Raw genomic sequence first — 17,467 nt, forward strand, 5'->3', positions numbered from 1 at the left:
CGCGTGGGCACCCGCGCCGTCCGTCCCGCCCGACCCGCCGCACACCTGAGGAGCACGTCATGAAGCCCCCCGTCCATGAGGAGCAGGGGCCGGCCACCACCCTGCCGGTCGGCTCACCGGCGGCCGTGCGCGCCTACCTGCGCCTGCTCGCCCGGCGCCACCGCGGCGGGTTCTCCGCGGTGGTGGGGTTGCACTCGGTGGCCACCGTGGCCGGGCTGGTGGGCCCCTGGGTGCTCGGCAGCCTGGTCGAGTCGCTGGCCACCGGCACCGCCGAGGCCACCATCGCGGTCGCGGTCGGCTGGTACCTGCTGGCGCTGGTGGTGCAGTCCGCCTTCACCGGCTGGTCCCGGATGCGCGGTGCCGTCCTCGGCGAGCGGGTGCTGGCCGACCTGCGCGAGGACTTCCTGGTCCGCTCGGTCGCGCTGCCCACCGGCGTGCTGGAGCGGGCCGGCACGGGGGACCTGGTCTCCCGGGGCACCACGGACATCGACCGGCTGGACAAGTCGGTGCGCGAGGCCGTGCCCGAACTCGCCGTCGCCATCGTGTCGTTGCTGCTGGTGATCGGCGCCCTGCTGGTCACCTCGCCGCTGCTCGCGCTCACCTCGCTGGTCGGCCTGCCGCTGCTGCTGGTCAGCTCCCGCTGGTACTTCAAGCGCGCGCCGCAGTCCTACCGCAACGAGTCGGCCGGGTACGCCGCGGTGAACACCGTGCTGGCCGAGACGGTGGACGCCGGGCGGACGGTGGAGACGCTGCGCCTGGGCGACCAGCGGATCGCCCTGACGGACCGCAAGCTGGGAGAGTGGCTCGCCTGGGAGCGCTACACCCTGTGGCTGCGCTCGGTCTGGTTCCCGACCATCGACGCGTTCTACTCCTCGGCGGTGCTGGCCACCCTGCTGCTCGGTGGGCTGTTCACCCTCAAGGGTTGGATCACCGTCGGCGAGTTGACCACAGGAGTGCTGTACGCGCAGATGCTGACCGGTCCGGTCGACCTGATCCTGCGCTGGTACGACGAACTGCAGATCGGCCAGGCCTCGCTGGCCCGGCTGGTCGGCGTCCGCGAGGTGCCGGAGCACGAGGGTGACGAGTCCAGCCACCCGGACGGCCGCCGGGTCGAGGCCCGGGACGTCCGGTTCGGCTACCGGGAGGGCGCCGACGTCCTGCACGGCATCAGCCTGGACGTCGCGCCGGGCACCCGGGTCGCGCTGGTCGGGCCGTCCGGGGCGGGCAAGTCCACGCTGGGGCGGCTGCTGGCCGGGATCTACGCTCCCGGGCGCGGCAGCGTGACGCTCGGCGGGGCGGCACTGGCGCGGATGCCGGCCGAGCGGGTGCGGGCGGAGGTCGCCCTGGTGAACCAGGAGCACCACGTCTTCGTCGGCACCCTGCGGGACAACCTGCGGCTGGCCGCGCCCGGGGCCGAGGACACCGAACTGCGCTCCGCGCTGGACGCGGTGGACGCCGGCGGCTGGGTGGACGCGCTGCCGCACGGCCTCGACACCGAGGTCGGCTCCGGCGGCACCGTGCTGACTCCGCCGCAGGCCCAGCAGCTGGCGCTGGCCCGGCTGGTGCTGGCCGATCCGCACACCCTGGTGCTGGACGAGGCCACCTCGCTGCTGGACCCGCGCGCCGCCCGGCACCTGGAGCGCTCGCTCGCCCGGGTGCTGGAGGGCCGCACGGTCATCGCCATCGCCCACCGGCTGCACACCGCGCACGACGCGGACGTGATCGCGGTGGTCGAGGGCGGCCGGATCAGCGAGTACGGCAGCCACCCGGAGCTGGTCGCGGCCGGCGGCCCGTACGCGGCGCTCTGGCGCTCCTGGCGGGACGAGCGGTAGCGGGCCGGCGCCGTTGAACCCGTACGGCGCCGTTGACGCGTACGGCACTTCAAACCCGCACGGGGCCGGATTGCCCCGTGCGGGTTACTACCTCACCCATCAGGGCGCGTAACCGGGCAAATCGGAGCCCCGGCCCGCAGACTGCTCCGGTGACCAAGATTTCGGACGGCTCGTCCGGCTCCAAACGCAGCGAGATCGCTGGGATCCCCACCCGGTACATCGGGATCGGCGTCCTCGTCGTCCTCGCCGTGTGGTTCCTGTTCGCGAACCTCGACAAGGTGAAGATCCAGTTCTGGGTGTTCACCGTTACCGCGCCGCTCTGGATCGCACTGCTCGCCACGCTGCTCGCCGGCGGCGCGCTGGGCTGGCTGCTGAAGGGGCGTCGCGGCCGGTGACCAGCGCTCCCGGGCCGGCCCAGGCGGGGCCCTCGGCCTTCACGCCGCTGATCGAGGTGCGCGGCGTCAACAAGCACTTCGGGGACCTGCACGTCCTCCAGGACATCGAGCTGACCGTGGGCCGCGGCGAGGTCGTCGTGGTCATCGGACCGTCCGGCTCCGGCAAGTCGACGCTCTGCCGGGCGATCAACCGCCTGGAGCCGATCGAGGACGGCACCATCCTGATCGACGGCGAGCCGCTGCCCGAGGAGGGCAAGGGGCTGGCCCGGCTGCGCGCCGAGGTCGGCATGGTGTTCCAGTCCTTCAACCTGTTCGCGCACAAGACCGTGCTGCAGAACGTCTCGCTCGCGCAGATCAAGGTCCGCGGCCGGCCCCGGGCGGAGGCGGACGCCAAGTCCCGCGCCCTGCTGGAGCGGGTCGGGCTGGAGGCGCACGCCGACAAGTACCCGGCCCAGCTCTCCGGCGGCCAGCAGCAGCGGGTGGCGATCGCCCGGGCGCTGGCGATGGACCCGAAGGCACTGCTGTTCGACGAGCCGACCTCGGCGCTCGACCCCGAGATGATCAACGAGGTGCTGGACGTCATGCGCCAGCTCGCGCACGAGGGCATGACGATGGTCGTGGTCACCCACGAGATGGGCTTCGCCCGGGCCTCCGCCAACCGGGTGGTCTTCATGGCCGACGGCCGGATCGTCGAGGACCGCGCCCCGGAGGACTTCTTCAGCGCTCCGGAGAGCGAGCGCGCCCGGGACTTCCTGTCCAAGATCCTGAAGCACTGAGGCGGCGCCCGTGACGAGGAAGACCACGCCCGCCGCCCGGAGCCGGACGGTGCTCGCCGCCGTCCTGCTGCTCGCCGTGCTGGCCGCCGGCTGCGGCAAGCCCGGCACCCCGCCGCCCAAGGGCCCGCAGGCGAGCGCGCTGCCCAGCTACCAGGTGCGCGACGCCGCCTCCATCACCGGCTCGCCGACCCTGGACGCCGCCCGGAGCCGGGGCCACCTGGTGGTCGGCGCCAAGGAGGACCAGCCGTACCTGGGCGAGAAGAACCCGGCCACCGGCGTGTACTCCGGCTTCGACATCGAGATCGCCAAGATGGTCGGCGCCTACCTCGGCTTCCCGCCGGACCGGATCGAGTTCAAGACCATCGCCTCGGCCAACCGCGAGACCGCGCTGCAGAACGGCCAGGTGGACTTCTACGTCGGCACCTACACCATCAACGACAACCGGAAGAAGCTGGTCGGCTTCGCCGGGCCGTACTTCGTCGCGGGGCAGTCGCTGCTGGTGCGCAGGAACGACAACACCATCCACGGCCCGCAGGACCTGGACGGCAAGAAGGTCTGCTCGGCGGCCGGCTCGACCCCGTACCAGCGCATCCAGTCGCAGTACCCGAAGGCGAAGCTGATCGGCTACGACACCTACTCGGCCTGCGTGGACAACCTGATCACCGGCCAGGTGGACGCCGTCACCACGGACAACGCGATCCTGCTGGGCTACGCGGCCAAGGTGCCGGACGAGCTCAAGGTGGTCGGCCCGCTGTTCTCCCAGGAGCCGTACGGGATCGGGACTCCGAAGAACGACACCGTGCTGCGCCTGGCCCTGGACGACGCGCTGGCGCAGAACGAACAGAACGGCGACTGGAAGAAGGCCTACGACGCGACCCTGGGCCTGTCCGGGGAGCCGGCGCCGACACCGCCGCCGATCGACCGGTACTGAGAGGGCCGCGCCGTGAAAACGCTGACCGACAACTGGTCGACCTACTGGGACGGCTTCCTCGGCACGCTCTCGCTGTTCGCGGTGAGCGCCGTGCTGTCGCTGGTGCTGGGAGTGATGATCGCGGGTTTCCGGGTCTCGCCGGTCCGGCCGCTGCGAGTGTTCGGGACGGCGTGGGTGACGCTGCTGCGCAACACGCCGCTGACCCTGCTGTTCTTCATAGTGGTGCTGGGCCTGCCGCGCTTCAACATCACGCTGCCGTTCTTCGTCTTCGCGGTGGCCGCGCTCAGCTGCTACACCTCGGCCTTCGTCTGCGAGGCGATGCGTTCGGGCATCAACACCGTGCCGGCGGGGCAGGGGGAGGCGGCGCGCAGCCTGGGCATGAGCTTCGGGCAGACGATGAGCGTGGTGGTGCTGCCGCAGGCGTACCGGTCGGTGGTCGCGCCGATCGGCAGTGTGATGATCGCGCTGGCGAAGAACACGGCGATCGCCGGCTCGTTCAGCGTCACCGAACTGCTCGGCACCTACCGGACGATCAACGAACTGGGCTACAGCATCATCTGGACCTTCGTCTGGATCGCCGTCGGCTACCTGATCATCACCCTGGCCGTCAGCGCCGTCTTCAACCTGCTGGAACGACGAGTGGCGGTGTCGCGATGACCGTTGGATCCTCGGCGCTGTACGACATCCCCGGTCCGAAGGCGCTCGCCCGCCACCGGCTGTACGGCGGGATCGCGCTGCTGCTGATCGCGGCGCTGATCGGCTGGATCGTCTACATGCTGTTCCACACCCACCAGTTCACGTACCAGAAGTGGATGCCCTTCGAGTACCGGGGCGTCCAGGACCTGCTGCTGAGCGGGCTCGGCAACACCCTCAAGGCCTTCGGCTGGACGGTGCTGTTCGCGTTGCCCTTCGGCGCGCTGTTCGCGGCCGGGCGGCTGTCCGACCACAAGGTGGTGCGGGTGCTCTCCACGGTGGTGGTGGAGTTCTTCCGGGCCATGCCGCTGCTGGTGATGATCTTCTTCGTCTTCGTCGCGCTCAAGGTGCAGCCGCTGTGGGCGCTGGTGGCCGGGCTGGTGCTGTACAACGGCTCGGTGCTGGCCGAGGTCTTCCGGGCTGGCGTGCTCGCGGTGCCCAAGGGCCAGCGCGAGGCGGCCTACGCGCTCGGCCTGCGCAAGACCCAGGTGATGACGTACGTGCTGGTGCCGCAGGCCAACCGGGCCATGCTGCCGGCCATCATCAGCCAACTGGTGGTCGCGCTCAAGGACACCTCGCTGGGCTTCCTGATCACCTACGAGGAGTTCCTGCACGCGGGCAAGCTGATCGCCACCAACCTCGACTACGACCTGCCGTTCATCCCGGTGGTGATCGTGATCGCGCCGATCTACATCGGCATGTGCCTGCTGCTCTCCTGGCTCGCCCGCTGGGTCGAGCGCCGCAGTCGGCGCAGCCCGAGCATGCGGGGCGGGGCGCCGGTGGTCAAGGCCGGGGTGGCGATGGGGCTGCCGCCGTCCGCGCAGCAGTGAGAGGCCTGGTTCGATCCTGAACCATAGGTGTGGGTGGGGATAGAGCGGGCATCTCCAATTTCCTCTTATGATTGCGGAGGTTCGACGACGACGACCGGGGGAGGGCCATGGAGCCGGTATTCGACTCGCGGCACATCAGGACGTTCCACGAGGTCGTCAGGGCGGGCTCCTACTCGGCCGCCGCCCGCGAGCTCGGCTACACCCAGCCCGCCATCACCCAGCAGATGAAGGCGCTCGAACGCACCGTCGGCGTCGCGCTGTTCACCCGGGCCGGGCGCGGACTGCGGCTCACCGAGGCGGGCGAGGCGCTCTCCCGGCACGCCGAACTGATCCTCGGCAGCCTCTCCGCCGCCCAGCAGCAGCTCGCCGCGCTCGCCCGGCTGCGGGCCGGGCGGGTGCGGGTCTGCGCCTTCCCCAGCGCCAACGCCACCCTGATACCCGAGGCGATGGCCCGGCTGCTCGCCGAGCATCCCGGTGTGCGGGTCGAGCTGCTGGAGGCCGAACCGCCGGACTCCGTCCAGCGACTGCTGCGCGGGGAGTGCGACATCGCGCTGGCCTTCCGCTACCCCGGCGGCGCGACCGAGGTGCCCGACGGGCTGGACGAGATCCCGCTGATGGAGGACCTGCTCACCGTGCTGCTGCCGGTCGGACACCCACTCGGCCGTCGGCACGCCGTTCGGCTCGCCGACCTCGACGGCGAGCGCTGGATCGCCGGGTGCCCGCGCTGCCGGGCCAACCTGCTGAACGTCTGCGCGGAGGAGGGCTTCGCGCCGGACATCGTGTTCTCCACGGACGACAACCTCGCGGTGCAGAGCCTGGTCGCCGCCGGGGTCGGGATCGCGCTGATGCCCGCGTTGGTGCTCTCCTTCATGTGCCACCGCAAGGTCACCGGGCGGGCCGTCGAACCGCACCTGCGCCGGCAGGTGAGCGCGTACGTGCTGCGCGAGCACCGGCGGATACCGGCCACCGGGCTGGTGCTGGACCACCTGCGGCGGGCGGCGGCGAGCCGGATCGGGTGCTGAGTCGTGGCTCCGGTGGGTGCTCACCGGGGCGATTCATAAGCTGAAGTTGGGGGGAAGCTTAAGAACCATCGTTGGACGTGATAGGTCGGTGCAGCCGAACCTGCTGGCATGACACCCCCAGCCACGGTCGGCAGCGACCGGCTCACCGAGCGGATGACCGCCCTGATCGGCGAGATCCGTGCCGTCGTGGACCGCGGACTGCCCCCGGAACTCACCGCCTACCTGGTCGGCGAACGCCTCGCCCCGCACCTGCGCGCCGACCCCGACGGGCCCGACGCGCTGCTCACCCCCGCCCAGCGCGAGGGCGACCCGACGCGCTACCGCCAGCACGTCCTGCACGCCGAGGAGGACGGCGGCTTCTCCGTCGTCGCCCTGGTCTGGCTGCCCGGCCAGCAGACCCCGATCCACGACCACGTCTCCTGGTGCGTGGCCGGCGTCCACCAGGGCCAGGAGAGCGAGACCCGCTACCGGCTGGTCTCCGACGGCCGCACCGCCCACCTCGTCGAGACCGAGCACGTCGCCGGCCCGGCCGGCACCGTCGCCGCCTTCGCCCCGCCCGGTGACATCCACCTGGTGCGCAACGCCTGCAACAGCACCGCCATCTCCATCCACGTCTACGGCGCGGACGTCTCGCGGCTCGGCACCAGCATCCGGCGCGTCTACCGGCTGCCCGCCGACCAGCAGCAGTGAGGGCGGCGTGGCACTGACCCTCCGGGAGCGCGCCACGCGCACCCGCTCACTGCCCCCGCTCGGCGGGGACGCCCCCGGCCTGCTGCTCGCGGCGGCCGGGGTGGCCGCCGCGATCGCCGTCCACGCGGCCGTGCCCGCCGTGCCCAAGCTGACCGCAGCCGTCGTGCTCGGCATGGCGGCTGCCCACCTGCCCGCGCTGCGCCCGGTGGTGCGCGGGGTGGCCCGGCCAGGGCTGTCCATGGCCGGCAAGCGGCTGATGCGGCTCGGGATCGTCCTGCTCGGGCTCAAGCTCAGCCTGGACGACGTGCTCGGCCTCGGCTGGGCCACCGTCGCCATGGTGCTCGCGGTGGTCGCGGCCACCTTCACCGGAACGCTCTGGCTCGGCCGGCGGCTCGGCCTGCCGGGCGACCAGCCGCTGCTGGTCGCCACCGGGTACTCCATCTGCGGAGCCTCGGCGATCGGCGCGGTCAGCCAGGCGGCCGGCAGCGAGGAGGAGGACGTCGCCGCCTCGGTGGCCCTGGTCACCCTGTGCGGGACGCTGGCCATCGCCGTGCTGCCGCTGCTCCAGCAGCCGTTCGGGCTGGGCGACGTGGAGTTCGGGCGGTGGGTCGGCGCCAGCGTGCACGACGTCGGGCAGGTGGTCGCCACCGCGCAGACCGGCGGGGCGGGCGCGTTGCGGGAGGCCGTCCTGGTCAAGCTGATGCGGGTGGTGCTGCTGGCGCCGCTGGTCGCCGGGATGGCCGTCGCGGTACGGCGCCGGGCGCGACGGGCCGGGGAGGCCGTCGTCGGGGCCGGCCAGGAGTCGGGGGAAGGCCCTGCGAAGAACCCGGGCACCATCGGCAGCCGCCCGCCGATCGTCCCGCTGTTCGTGGCGGGGTTCCTCGCGATGATCGTGCTGCGGACCACCGGGGTGCTTCCGGAGCGGGCGCTCACCCTCGCCGGGGACGCCCAGGAACTGCTGCTGGCCGCCGCGCTGTTCGGCCTCGGCAGCGCCGTGCACCTGCCGACCATGGTCCGCACCGGCGGGCGGCTCGCCCTGCTCGGGCTCGGCTCCTGGGTGGTCGTCGCGGGCGTCTCCTACGCCGGGGTGCTGGTCACGACGTGACGGGCGCAGGGGCGGACTCGGCTATTGTCGGGCGGGTACTCGTCCGCCGGGACGCTCCTGCACCCGAGTCCGCTGAGGAAGCCGCATGTCCACCGCACTGCCCGAACGGGACGCTCACGAGGCCGTCGTCACGCTCGACCGGCGGGACGGCCCGTTCGGCGAGGTGGTGCTGCGCCGGCGCGGCCGGCACTTCGAGATCATCGCCAACGGCTGCTTCCTGATGGACACCGCCGACGGCCGCTCCGAACGCCTGCTGATCCAGGCGGCGCTGGACGAACTGGACCGCACCGGCGCCCCCGCGGAGCCCTCGGTGCTGATCGGAGGCCTCGGCGTCGGCTTCTCGCTGGCGTACGCGGCGGCCGAGCCGCGCTGGGGGCGGATCGCCATCGTCGAGCGCGAGAGCGCCGTCATCGACTGGCACCGGAGCGGGCCGCTCGGCGCCTTCTCCGGCGGCGCGCTGGAGGACCAGCGGGTCCAGGTCCTCCACACCGACTTGCTGGAGTACCTGGCGGCTGCCGACGGCGAGCGCTACGACGCGCTGTGCCTCGACATCGACAACGGCCCGGACTGGACCGTCACCGACTCCAACGCCGGGCTGTACGGCGCCGACGGGCTCGCGGTGCTCTGGCACCGGCTGCAGCCGGGCGGGGTGCTGGCGGTGTGGAGCGCGCAGCCTTCCGCGGACTTCGAGGAGGCACTGCGGGCGGCGGGCTTCTCCGACGTCGTCACGCACGAGATCCCGGTCAGCCGCGGCGTGCCGGACGTGGTCCACCTGGCCCGGCGCGCTGGCTGACGGCGTAGGGCCTCCCAACCTTCCTGTCGCGTCCGGGCGTTGTCCACAATGGCGGTCAACTGCCGGCTTTCGGCGTCGCGTTGTCGCGGCCTCCTGTCGATCCTGCGGTTGGATCCTGGCGGAGGGGCAGTGGTCGGGGCTCAGCCGAACGGCCTGGTCTCCGGGCCCGAAGCCTCCGCCGCGTCGGTCTCCGTCGCTTCGTCCGGGGTGGACGGGAGGCTTTCCGGGGCGAAGGGGTTGAAGTCCGGCGGAGGCACCATGACCGGCGTGCCCTTCCGCGGGGCGTCCTGCGCGGGAGCAACCTGCGCGGGAACGGCCGGCGGTGCGGAGGGCGGCGGTGGGACGGCCGGGCCCTGCGCCGCGAGCGTGGTGCCGAACGGGTCCGACTGGTCGGCCGTCACCGTGCCGAACGGGTCGGTGGCCGGGGCGGCCGCCGCCGGGGACGTGTCCGGGGTGGACGGGAGGCTTTCCGGGGCGAAGGGGTTGAAGTCCGGCGGGGGCACCATGACCGGCGTGCCCTTCCGCCTGGCCGGCGCCGCCTGTGGCTCGGCGTCGGCCGGGGAGGCCTCCGCGACGGGCGCGAACGGGTTGAAGTCCTCGGGCGGGAGCTGCGCCGGCGCCTCTTCCGGCTCCTTCTCGACGGGAGCGGGAGTGGGAGCGGCGGCAGGCGTGGCGGGCACGGGCGCGCGCACGGCGCCGGACACCTCCCCGTCCCAGCCGAACTGAACGCTCTTCAGCAGCTCCGCGAACGCCTGCGTGTACAGGTCCCAGTCCTCCGGCTGCGCCGTGGACAGCTGGACGCAGAGCACGGTGCCGCCGTCCGGCAGCGGGACGAAGGCCTCGACCGCCGAGGTGACCACCCAGCGCCGCTGCCCGTCGGCGGACAGCGGCCCCGGCACCGGGACGGTCCGTCCCTCGACCAGGACGGCGGCCGGCCCGGCCGGCAGCAGGACCGTCCACACCTCGGCGTGCCGCCGGACGGTGGCGAGCTCGGTGGCGAGCGCGGTGATCGGCAGCGGGTGCCGGGCGAGCGAGACGACCAGGGCGGCGTCGGAGGCCCGGCCGTCCACGTCCAGCGCGCAGACGCCGGCGTAGACCGTGCCGGCGTCGTGGACCAGGTCGGCGAGGGTGGCGGAGATGACCGCGAAGTCGCGGCGCTGCTCCGGACCGTCACCGCTGAACAGCTCCTCGGCGACCTCGGCCAGATGCCCGGTCAGTTCCTCGGCGGCCGCGGCGGTGGCCGGGTCGACGCCGTCCGCCCCGCCCGCCGGCGCGGGCACCGTACGGGAGCAGACCCCGGCGGGACCACCGGGGGAGGTCAGCGGGTGGAAGCCGGGCGGGACCACCAGCCGGACCTCGGCGCCCGCGCCGGTGGCCAGTTCGACCGGCTGGCGGGTCTGCTGCCCGGCGGCCAGCGCGGCCAGCGCCGGGGCGAACGGAGGGCGCAGCTTGGGGTCGGCGAATTCGCCGGTGACCGGCAGTTGGAACAGCGCGGCCGAGGTGGTGCCCCGGTCGGCGATCGCGCCGCGCACCGCCCCGCCGCCGTAGCGGGTGTGGAGGGCGGTGGTCACCCGGTCGGCGACCCGGGCGCCGGTACCGGGGCGGGCCGTGCCGGCGGTGAGCACCGTGCCGAGCCGGTCCACGGCCGCGTGCACCGGGCCGTTCGGGGCCAGTGGGAGGCCGAACAGCGCCTCTGAGGCGGGGTGTTCGGCCGGACGTAGGGCGCTGAGCGAGGCCGCCGGATGGCGGGAGGTGCGCTCGTCGAAGAGGGCGTCGGTGAGCGTGCCGAGGGTCGCGCAGACCTGCTCCGCCGCCGCGAAGGGATTGGCCTCCGCGCTGAACTGGACGTCCTGGGTCAACTGTTGAGCCCCCCGCTCTGCTGCGTCTGCGGTCCGCTGGTTCGGGTGGGTCCGCGCGCGCCGTGGCGGCGTGCCGTCGGATCCGTGCTCATTCCTATCAGAGCCCGCTGTCGGGACCGAACCGGCGGATCACCCGATGGGAGCCGCGGCCGTTTCGCCCGTGGCCTGCGGGGACGTTTCGCCGGACGGTGCGGTGGCGAGCGCGGTGACCGCCTCGGCGATCCCGGGGACGGCGAACAGTCCGGCGAGCTCCCGCACCAGGCGCCCGGTCGGGCCGTCAGGACGCTCGTCCGCGAAGAACGAGGCGAGTTCGGCGGCGAGCGCCGGCTCCCGGGCGGCGGTGAGGGTGAGGGAGGCGACGAACTCCTGCACCAGGTGCAGCTGCAGGTCCTCCAGCGGCACCGAGCGTTCGGCCAGCCACTCCAGCGAGGTGATCTCGGCGTTGGCGATCCAGGCCCGGACGGTCAGCCGCAGCCCGGGGCTCGGCGCGGGGATCGCCAGGTGGGAGAGGATCTGGTCGTGGGCGGCCCGCCGCACCTCGTCGATCACCGCCGAGGTGCCCGCGCTGGCCGCCACCGAGCCGCCGCGCAGCAGCGCCGCGAAGCCGGGCCCGTGGCTCTGCACGAAGTCCAGATAGCGGCCCATCACCCGGTACAGCCGCTCGGACAGCGGCCCGTCGGCGGCCTCCTCGAAGCGCGCCGAGAGCTCCCGCCCGGCCCGCCGCAGCGACTCCTCGTACAGCGCCTGCTTGCCGGGGAAGTAGTGGTACACCAGCGGCCGGGAGGCCCCCGCGGCGGCGGCGATGTCGTCGATCGACACCTCCTCCGGCGGGCGGCGGCTGAACAGCTCCAGCGCGACGGCGATCAGCTGCTCGCGCCGCTCGTCCACGCTGAGCCTGCGGCGCGGCCGCTCACCGGCAGCCGCCCGGGCCGGTGCCCGGTCCGGCGCCTGGCCCGCCGCCCGGGCCGGTGCCTGCTCCGGGGCGGGGGTCCGTGCAGCGCGGGCGGCCGTCGGCGACGGCGTACGGGAGGCCATGCGCGCCACCCTATCCGCCGTCCGGGGCGGGGCCTACGCGGCGTGGAGGTCCAGGTAGCGGCGGTAGGCCTCGCGGCCGTCGGGGACGAAGTGGTCGCGGGCGAGGCGGTCGGCGAGCTCGGCGGGGGTGAGCCAGGCGTGCCAGGCGACCTCGGACTCCTGCGGCTGGACCGGGCCGTCCCACTCGGCCTCGTACATGTCGCTCCACCAGGAGAGCCGGTCCTGCCGGAAGAGGAACTTGAAGAGCGGACGCGGGCTGATCCCGTGCACGCCGAGCTCCTCCTCGGCCTCGCGTACGGCGGCCTCGGCGTACGTCTCGCCGGAGCCGACCACGCCGCCGACGAACATGTCGTACGCGCCGGGGGCGAACAGCTTGGTGTCGGTGCGGCGGTGGACGAAGATCCGCCCGGCCGGGTCGCGGACCAGGATGAAGACGCACCGGTGGGTGAGCCCCTGCCGGTACACCTCCCCGCGCAGCGCCGTCCCGATCACCCGGTCGTGCTCGTCGACGACGTCCAGCAGTTCTTCGGCAGGGTTGGTCATGATGGACAGGTTAGGGTTTCGGGGCCCGCTTCGAACGCTTTTCGAGTGCGATCCGAGCTCGATTCGCATGTGATGCGCACTGTGATGCGCATGCGATTCGTGTGCGATCCGACGCGGGCGGGAACGCGGGAACCGGACAGGCTGAGGGCGGCGCGCGGTGGTGGAGATCTGGGGAGAGACGGCCGAGGGGTTCGAGCCCGTACGGGAGGCCTTCGCGCGGAACTTCCGCGAGTACGGCGAACTGGGCGCGGCCTTCGCGCTGTACGCGCGCGGCCGCAAGGTGGTCGACCTGTGGGGCGGTGACGCCCGGCCCGAGGTCGGCGGGCGGCCCGCGCCGGCGGTGCCCTGGACGGCGGACACCGCCCAGGTGCTGCGCTCGGTCACCAAGGGCCTGACCGCGGCCACCGCGCTGCTGCTGGCCGAGCGCGGCCTGCTCGACCTGGACGCCCCGGTGGCCTCCTACTGGCCCGAGTTCGCGCAGGCCGGCAAGGGCGGGGTGCCGGTGCGCTGGCTGCTGTCGCACCAGGCCGGGGTGCCCGCGCTGGACGTGCCGCTGCGGCTGGAGGACGTGCTGACCTGGGAGCGCGCGGCGGCCGCGGTGGCCGCGCAGGCGCCCGCCTGGGAGCCGGGCACCGCGCACGGCTACCACCCGTACACCTTCGGCTGGCTGGTCGGCGAGGTGGTGCGGCGGGTGAGCGGGCGCACGATCGGCCAGTACTTCGCCGAGGAGATCGCCCGGCCGCTCGGGCTGGACCTGTGGATCGGGCTGCCGGCCGGGGCCGCGCCGAGGGTCGGCCGGCTGGTCGACCTGCCCGCCCCGGAGGCGGCCCGGACCGGGCCGAGCGGGCTGCGACTGCGACCCAAGCAGTCCGTCCGGGACGCCTACCAGGACCCGGCCTCGCTGACCGCGCGGTCCTTCGCCTCGGTGCGCCCCGGGGTGGACCTCAACGACCCGGCGGTGCAGGCCGCCGAGATCCCCGGCGCGGGGGGCATCGGCACCGCCCGCTCGCTGGCCCGGTTCTACGCGGCGCTGATCGGCGCCGCCGACCGCCCGGACGGCTCCGGCGCGCTGCTGCCGCCGCTGCTCGCGCCCGGGGTGCTGACCCGCGCGGCCGGGCCCGAGGTGAGCGGGCCGGACCGGGTGCTGATCGTCAACTCCACTTTCGGCCTGGGCTTCTGGCGGCACGGCCCGACCGCCCCGATGGCCTCCCCGGCGAGCTTCGGCCACCCCGGCCGGGGCGGCTCGCTGGGCTTCGCCGACCCGGAGCTCGGGCTGGGCTTCGGCTACGTCACCAACGGCATGCAGCCGGGTGTCACCGGCGACATCCGCTCGCGCAACCTGATCCGCGCGGTGCGGGGGTGCCTGGGGCTGTCCGGGTAGCGGCGGGCCCGGTCCCGAGCCGTCAGGCCTGGCCGGTCTCGAAGCGGGTGATCTTGGGGCCGGTGAGGGTGAAGCGCCAGGCGGTGCGCATCTCGCCCCAGGTGTCGTTGGTGAAGTTGGCGATCAGCGCGTGGCCGCCGTCCGATTCGGTCTGGACGTCCATCCGGCCGCGGACGGTGAAGATCTCCTTGTCGATCCACTGGGGCAGGTCGCGGTCGGAGCCGTCGTCGGACATGGTCGCGTCCGGGGTGAGGGTGGCCAGGAAGGCGTCGCGGTCGCCCGCGTTGACCGCGGCGACGAAGGCGCGCACGGTGGGGTCGGAGAGCTTGGCGGGGGAGATGGTCATCGGGACTCCCGGGGGTGAGGGACGGGGAGTCCTGTTTACGGCGTTCGCCGGGTGTGTTCGGGCATGTCGGCGGCGCGTCGAGAAAATCGCGCATTCATGTGCTTAGATCCCGAAATGGGCGTTTTGCCCTACGGAGGGTTGCGCAGCGTGGACGTCCCAGCGGGCGTTCGCGGTGCGGCCACGGGGAGTGGCGGCGGAGCGGGAGGCCGGGACCGGTCTCCCGCTCCGTGTTTCGTGAAGGCCGTGGCCTAGAAGAGGCCGACCGCGTCCGGGGAGTAGCTGACCAGCAGGTTCTTGGTCTGCTGGTAGTGCTCCAGCAGCGCCTTGTGGTTCTCCCGGCCGATGCCGGAGTTCTTGTAGCCGCCGAAGGCCGCGTGGGCGGGGTAGGCGTGGAAGCAGTTGGTCCACACCCGGCCGGCCTGGATGGCGCGCCCGGCGCGGTGGGCGGTGTTGAGGTCGCGGGTCCAGACGCCCGCGCCGAGCCCGTACTGGGTGTCGTTGGCGAGGCTGATCGCCTCGGCGAAGTCCTCGAAGCGGGTGACCGAGACGACCGGGCCGAAGATCTCCTCCTGGAAGACCCGCATGCTGTTGACGCCCTCGAACACCGTCGGCGTCACGTAGTACCCGCCGGCCAGGGCGCCGCCGAGGTCGGCCCGCTCGCCGCCGGCCAGCAGCTTGGCGCCCTCGGCCTGGCCGATCTCGAAGTAGGAGAGGACCTTCTTCAGCTGTTCGGCGCTGGCCTGCGCGCCGACCTGGGTCTCGGTGTCCAGCGGGTCGCCCTGGCGCATCGCGCGCACCCGCTCCAGACCGTCGGCGAGCAGCCGCTCGTAGACCGAGGACTGGATCAGCGCCCGGCTGGGGCAGGTGCACACCTCGCCCTGGTTGAGGGCGAACATCGCGAAGCCCTCGACCGCCTTGTCGTAGAAGGCGTCCGAGGCGTCGGCGACGTCCGCGAAGAACAGGTTGGGGCTCTTGCCGCCGAGTTCCAGCGAGACCGGGATCAGGTTGTCGCTGGCGTAGCGGGCGATCAGCCGGCCGGTGGTGGTCTCGCCGGTGAAGGCGATCTTGCGGATGCGGTTGCTGGAGGCCAGCGGGGCGCCGGCCTCCTCGCCGAAGCCGGTGACGATGTTGACCACGCCGGGCGGCAGCAGGTCGGCGGTCAGCTCGGCCCACAGCAGCACCGAGGCCGGGGTCTGCTCGGCGGGCTTGAGCACCACCGCGTTGCCGGCCGCGAGCGCCGGGGCGAGCTTCCAGACCGCCATCAGGATCGGGAAGTTCCACGGGATGATCTGGCCGACCACGCCCAGCGGCTCGTGGAAGTGGTACGCCACGGTGTCCTCGTCCAGCTGGGACAGGCCGCCCTCCTGGGCGCGCAGCGCGCCCGCGAAGTAGCGCAGGTGGTCGACCGCGAGCGGGAGGTCGGCGGCCAGCGTCTCGCGCACCGGCTTGCCGTTCTCCCAGCTCTCCGCGACGGCCAGCCGCTCCAGGTTCGCCTCCATCCGGTCGGCGATCCGCAGCAGCACCTGGGCCCGCTCGGCGGGCGGGGTGCGGCCCCAGCCGGGGGCGGCGGCGTGGGCCGCGTCCAGCGCGGCCTCGATGTCCTCGGCGGTGCCGCGGGCGACTTCGGTGAACACCTCGCCGGTGACCGGGGTCGGGTCGCCGAAGTACTCGCCGCGCGCCGGCGGGGTCCAGCCGCCGCCGATCCAGTGCTCGTACCGGGAGCGGTAGGCGACGATGCTGCCGGGCGTGCCGGGGGGCTGGTAGACCGTCATGCTCTGGTGTCTCCTCGCGACGTCGGGCGCCGCCCGGACCGGGTGGCGGGGGCGGCGCGCCGGGCCGCGCCCGGCGCGGGGCGGCCCGGCGGGAGGGTGCGGACACGCAATTCGGGGCGGAGGCCCGCCGGGGCGTCCGCCGTCGAGCACGATAGCCACCCGGCGCGGGGCGCGGCTACGGTCCGTGCGCCCGGCCCGTACGGAGGGTGCGCGTTCCGGCCGTCGCGCGGGGGCGCGCACCGTGTCTCCGCGCTCCGGTCGGGACGGTGTCAGACCGCGTGGTAGCGGCCGGTGCGGGACTCCCAGTACAGGTAGCCGGCGAGCCAGGTGACCAGCCCGTCCGCGTACCGCTGGGCGATCGTCCGTTCGACTCGGGAGAGCCCCAACTCCCGGTAGACGTCCGGCAGTCGGCCGTGCAGGTCCCGGCAGCGCTCGACCATCAGCTGCGCCTCCTCCAGCACCACCGCGCAGGCCTCCTCGGCCGAGCAGCGGCGCTCGCGCTGGACGATCATCACCAGGTTGTTGACGTCGCCGCGCGGGGCTTCCAGCGGGAACGACCGGACGTCGTTGCTGAGCGAGGGGATGTCGGCGGCCAGCTGGCGCAGTTGACGCAGCACCGGGTGGTGCAGGACGGCGGCGGGGACCTCGAACTGGCCGAGGCGTTCGACCATGTCGAAGATGGTCTCCATCGCCGCGGTGCCTCGTCTGAGCACCAGGTAGCCGTCGCGGTCGGGTGGCCGGGTGGAGATGCGGCCGGCGGCCTCGGCGGGGTGACTGGCCAGGTACCACTCCCAGTTGTACGCGGCGCGGGCCTGCCAACGGGCGGGCATGCCGCGCACGCTGCGGTCCCAGAGGTCGGCGAAGGCGGTCTCGACCGGCGAGTCCTGGTCGGGGCGGGCGCCGTGCAGGACGGCGATCAGCCGCTCGCAGATGGGGGCGACCTCCGTCGGGCGGCGGCCGAGCGGGCCGTCGAACTGGTCGTCGAAGAGGAAGTAGAAGCCCATCAGGTCGGCGGCGAGGGAGAGTTCGTCCGGGCCGGTGTCGGGGTAGCCGAGGGCGGCGAGGTCGACCACCTCCCAGTGGGCGTACCCGGGGTGGTCGACGTCGGGGAGCAGCGGGTGGCGGACCAGCCAGTCACGGTGCAGTGCGGTGGCCTGCGGGCCGTGCGGGCTGCGGCGGTGCGGGAACGGAATCTGAAGTGAGGTGTCGTCAGACATCGGACTCCCGGTGCGGCGAAGGGTGGGGGCACTAGTGGTTCGAACGCTCGGTGTGGGGGGAGTTGACGCGGCGAGGCTTCCGGGGAGAGGGTGGTAGCGAAAGATCATCTTCGCCTCGCGGGCCGTAGGGTATCTGATGTAATGATCGGACGTTAGGGGTATAGGGCAATTGCCCTTGGCAAGGCGTCCGAACCCTCACCGTCCGCCCCAGCCTGCGCGAATGCCCCACAGTGAGTGCCACGCAGCG

At 73.2% G+C, this 17,467-nt stretch carries 17 protein-coding genes; 11 read left to right on the top strand and 6 right to left on the bottom strand.

All coding sequences use genetic code 11. The features are described 5' to 3' along the window. Positions 1-59 precede the first annotated feature (59 nt). From AB0O82_RS23355 to AB0O82_RS23400, 10 genes are all read left to right on the top strand, one after another. Positions 60-1,832, top strand: a complete 1,773-nt coding sequence (locus AB0O82_RS23355) for an ABC transporter ATP-binding protein (protein WP_363585875.1) — start codon at positions 60-62, stop codon at positions 1,830-1,832. A gap of 149 nt (positions 1,833-1,981) precedes the next feature. After that, complete coding sequence (locus AB0O82_RS23360; protein ID WP_363585876.1) at positions 1,982-2,227, top strand: LapA family protein; 246 nt, start codon at positions 1,982-1,984, stop codon at positions 2,225-2,227. A gap of 47 nt (positions 2,228-2,274) precedes the next feature. Further along, positions 2,275-3,003, top strand: coding sequence for an amino acid ABC transporter ATP-binding protein (locus AB0O82_RS23365; RefSeq protein ID WP_363585905.1), 729 nt, complete (start codon positions 2,275-2,277; stop codon positions 3,001-3,003). Between the two features lie 10 nt (positions 3,004-3,013). Continuing rightward, positions 3,014-3,934, top strand: a complete 921-nt coding sequence (locus tag AB0O82_RS23370; protein WP_363585877.1) for a glutamate ABC transporter substrate-binding protein — start codon at positions 3,014-3,016, stop codon at positions 3,932-3,934. A gap of 12 nt (positions 3,935-3,946) precedes the next feature. Beyond that, entirely contained in the window at positions 3,947-4,591 is a 645-nt protein-coding gene (locus tag AB0O82_RS23375; protein ID WP_363585878.1) for an amino acid ABC transporter permease, read from the top strand. Beyond that, positions 4,588-5,457, top strand: a complete 870-nt coding sequence (locus AB0O82_RS23380) for an amino acid ABC transporter permease (RefSeq protein WP_063350111.1) — start codon at positions 4,588-4,590, stop codon at positions 5,455-5,457. Before AB0O82_RS23375 ends, AB0O82_RS23380 begins: the two co-directional genes overlap by 4 nt. 107 nt (positions 5,458-5,564) lie before the next feature. Next, positions 5,565-6,479, top strand: a complete 915-nt coding sequence (locus AB0O82_RS23385) for a LysR family transcriptional regulator (RefSeq protein ID WP_363585879.1) — start codon at positions 5,565-5,567, stop codon at positions 6,477-6,479. Positions 6,480-6,587: 108 nt separating this feature from the next. Beyond that, positions 6,588-7,169, top strand: coding sequence for a cysteine dioxygenase family protein (locus AB0O82_RS23390; RefSeq protein WP_363585880.1), 582 nt, complete (start codon positions 6,588-6,590; stop codon positions 7,167-7,169). 13 nt (positions 7,170-7,182) lie between these two features. Continuing rightward, entirely contained in the window at positions 7,183-8,274 is a 1,092-nt protein-coding gene (locus AB0O82_RS23395) for a putative sulfate exporter family transporter (protein WP_363585906.1), read from the top strand. An 85-nt stretch (positions 8,275-8,359) separates the two neighbouring features. Beyond that, the gene (locus AB0O82_RS23400; protein WP_363585881.1) at positions 8,360-9,067 is read left to right on the top strand and encodes a spermidine synthase; all 708 of its coding nucleotides are present in this window, start codon (positions 8,360-8,362) and stop codon (positions 9,065-9,067) included. Between the two features lie 140 nt (positions 9,068-9,207). Here the strand turns inward: AB0O82_RS23400 and AB0O82_RS23405 are convergent, their stop codons facing one another. The 3 genes from AB0O82_RS23405 to AB0O82_RS23415 all read right to left on the bottom strand — a co-directional run bounded on the left by AB0O82_RS23405 (position 9,208) and on the right by AB0O82_RS23415 (position 12,504). After that, on the bottom strand, positions 9,208-10,926 hold the full coding sequence (locus AB0O82_RS23405; protein WP_363585882.1) for a hypothetical protein: 1,719 nt from the start codon (positions 10,924-10,926) through the stop codon (positions 9,208-9,210). A gap of 129 nt (positions 10,927-11,055) precedes the next feature. Continuing rightward, a complete protein-coding gene (locus tag AB0O82_RS23410) occupies positions 11,056-11,961 on the bottom strand; it encodes a TetR/AcrR family transcriptional regulator (RefSeq protein WP_363585883.1) in 906 nt (301 codons plus the stop codon). Between the two features lie 33 nt (positions 11,962-11,994). Beyond that, positions 11,995-12,504: an NUDIX domain-containing protein gene (locus tag AB0O82_RS23415; RefSeq protein ID WP_363585884.1), complete on the bottom strand. Its 510-nt coding sequence runs from the start codon at positions 12,502-12,504 to the stop codon at positions 11,995-11,997. A 157-nt stretch (positions 12,505-12,661) separates the two neighbouring features. On the opposite strand from AB0O82_RS23415, the gene AB0O82_RS23420 reads away from it, so the two are divergent. Next, positions 12,662-13,885, top strand: coding sequence for a serine hydrolase domain-containing protein (locus AB0O82_RS23420; RefSeq protein WP_363585885.1), 1,224 nt, complete (start codon positions 12,662-12,664; stop codon positions 13,883-13,885). A 22-nt stretch (positions 13,886-13,907) separates the two neighbouring features. Here AB0O82_RS23420 and AB0O82_RS23425 read toward each other — a convergent pair whose 3' ends face one another. The 3 genes from AB0O82_RS23425 to AB0O82_RS23435 form a co-directional block, all read right to left on the bottom strand. Further along, positions 13,908-14,231, bottom strand: coding sequence for a nuclear transport factor 2 family protein (locus AB0O82_RS23425; RefSeq protein WP_363377241.1), 324 nt, complete (start codon positions 14,229-14,231; stop codon positions 13,908-13,910). Between the two features lie 248 nt (positions 14,232-14,479). Further along, complete coding sequence (locus tag AB0O82_RS23430; RefSeq protein ID WP_363585886.1) at positions 14,480-16,003, bottom strand: aldehyde dehydrogenase family protein; 1,524 nt, start codon at positions 16,001-16,003, stop codon at positions 14,480-14,482. Between the two features lie 269 nt (positions 16,004-16,272). Further along, positions 16,273-17,220: a terpene cyclase gene (locus tag AB0O82_RS23435; protein ID WP_350875605.1), complete on the bottom strand. Its 948-nt coding sequence runs from the start codon at positions 17,218-17,220 to the stop codon at positions 16,273-16,275. Positions 17,221-17,467 lie beyond the last annotated feature (247 nt).

This window comes from Kitasatospora sp. NPDC088264 (assembly GCF_040685715.1).
Lineage (GTDB): Bacteria > Actinomycetota > Actinomycetes > Streptomycetales > Streptomycetaceae > Kitasatospora.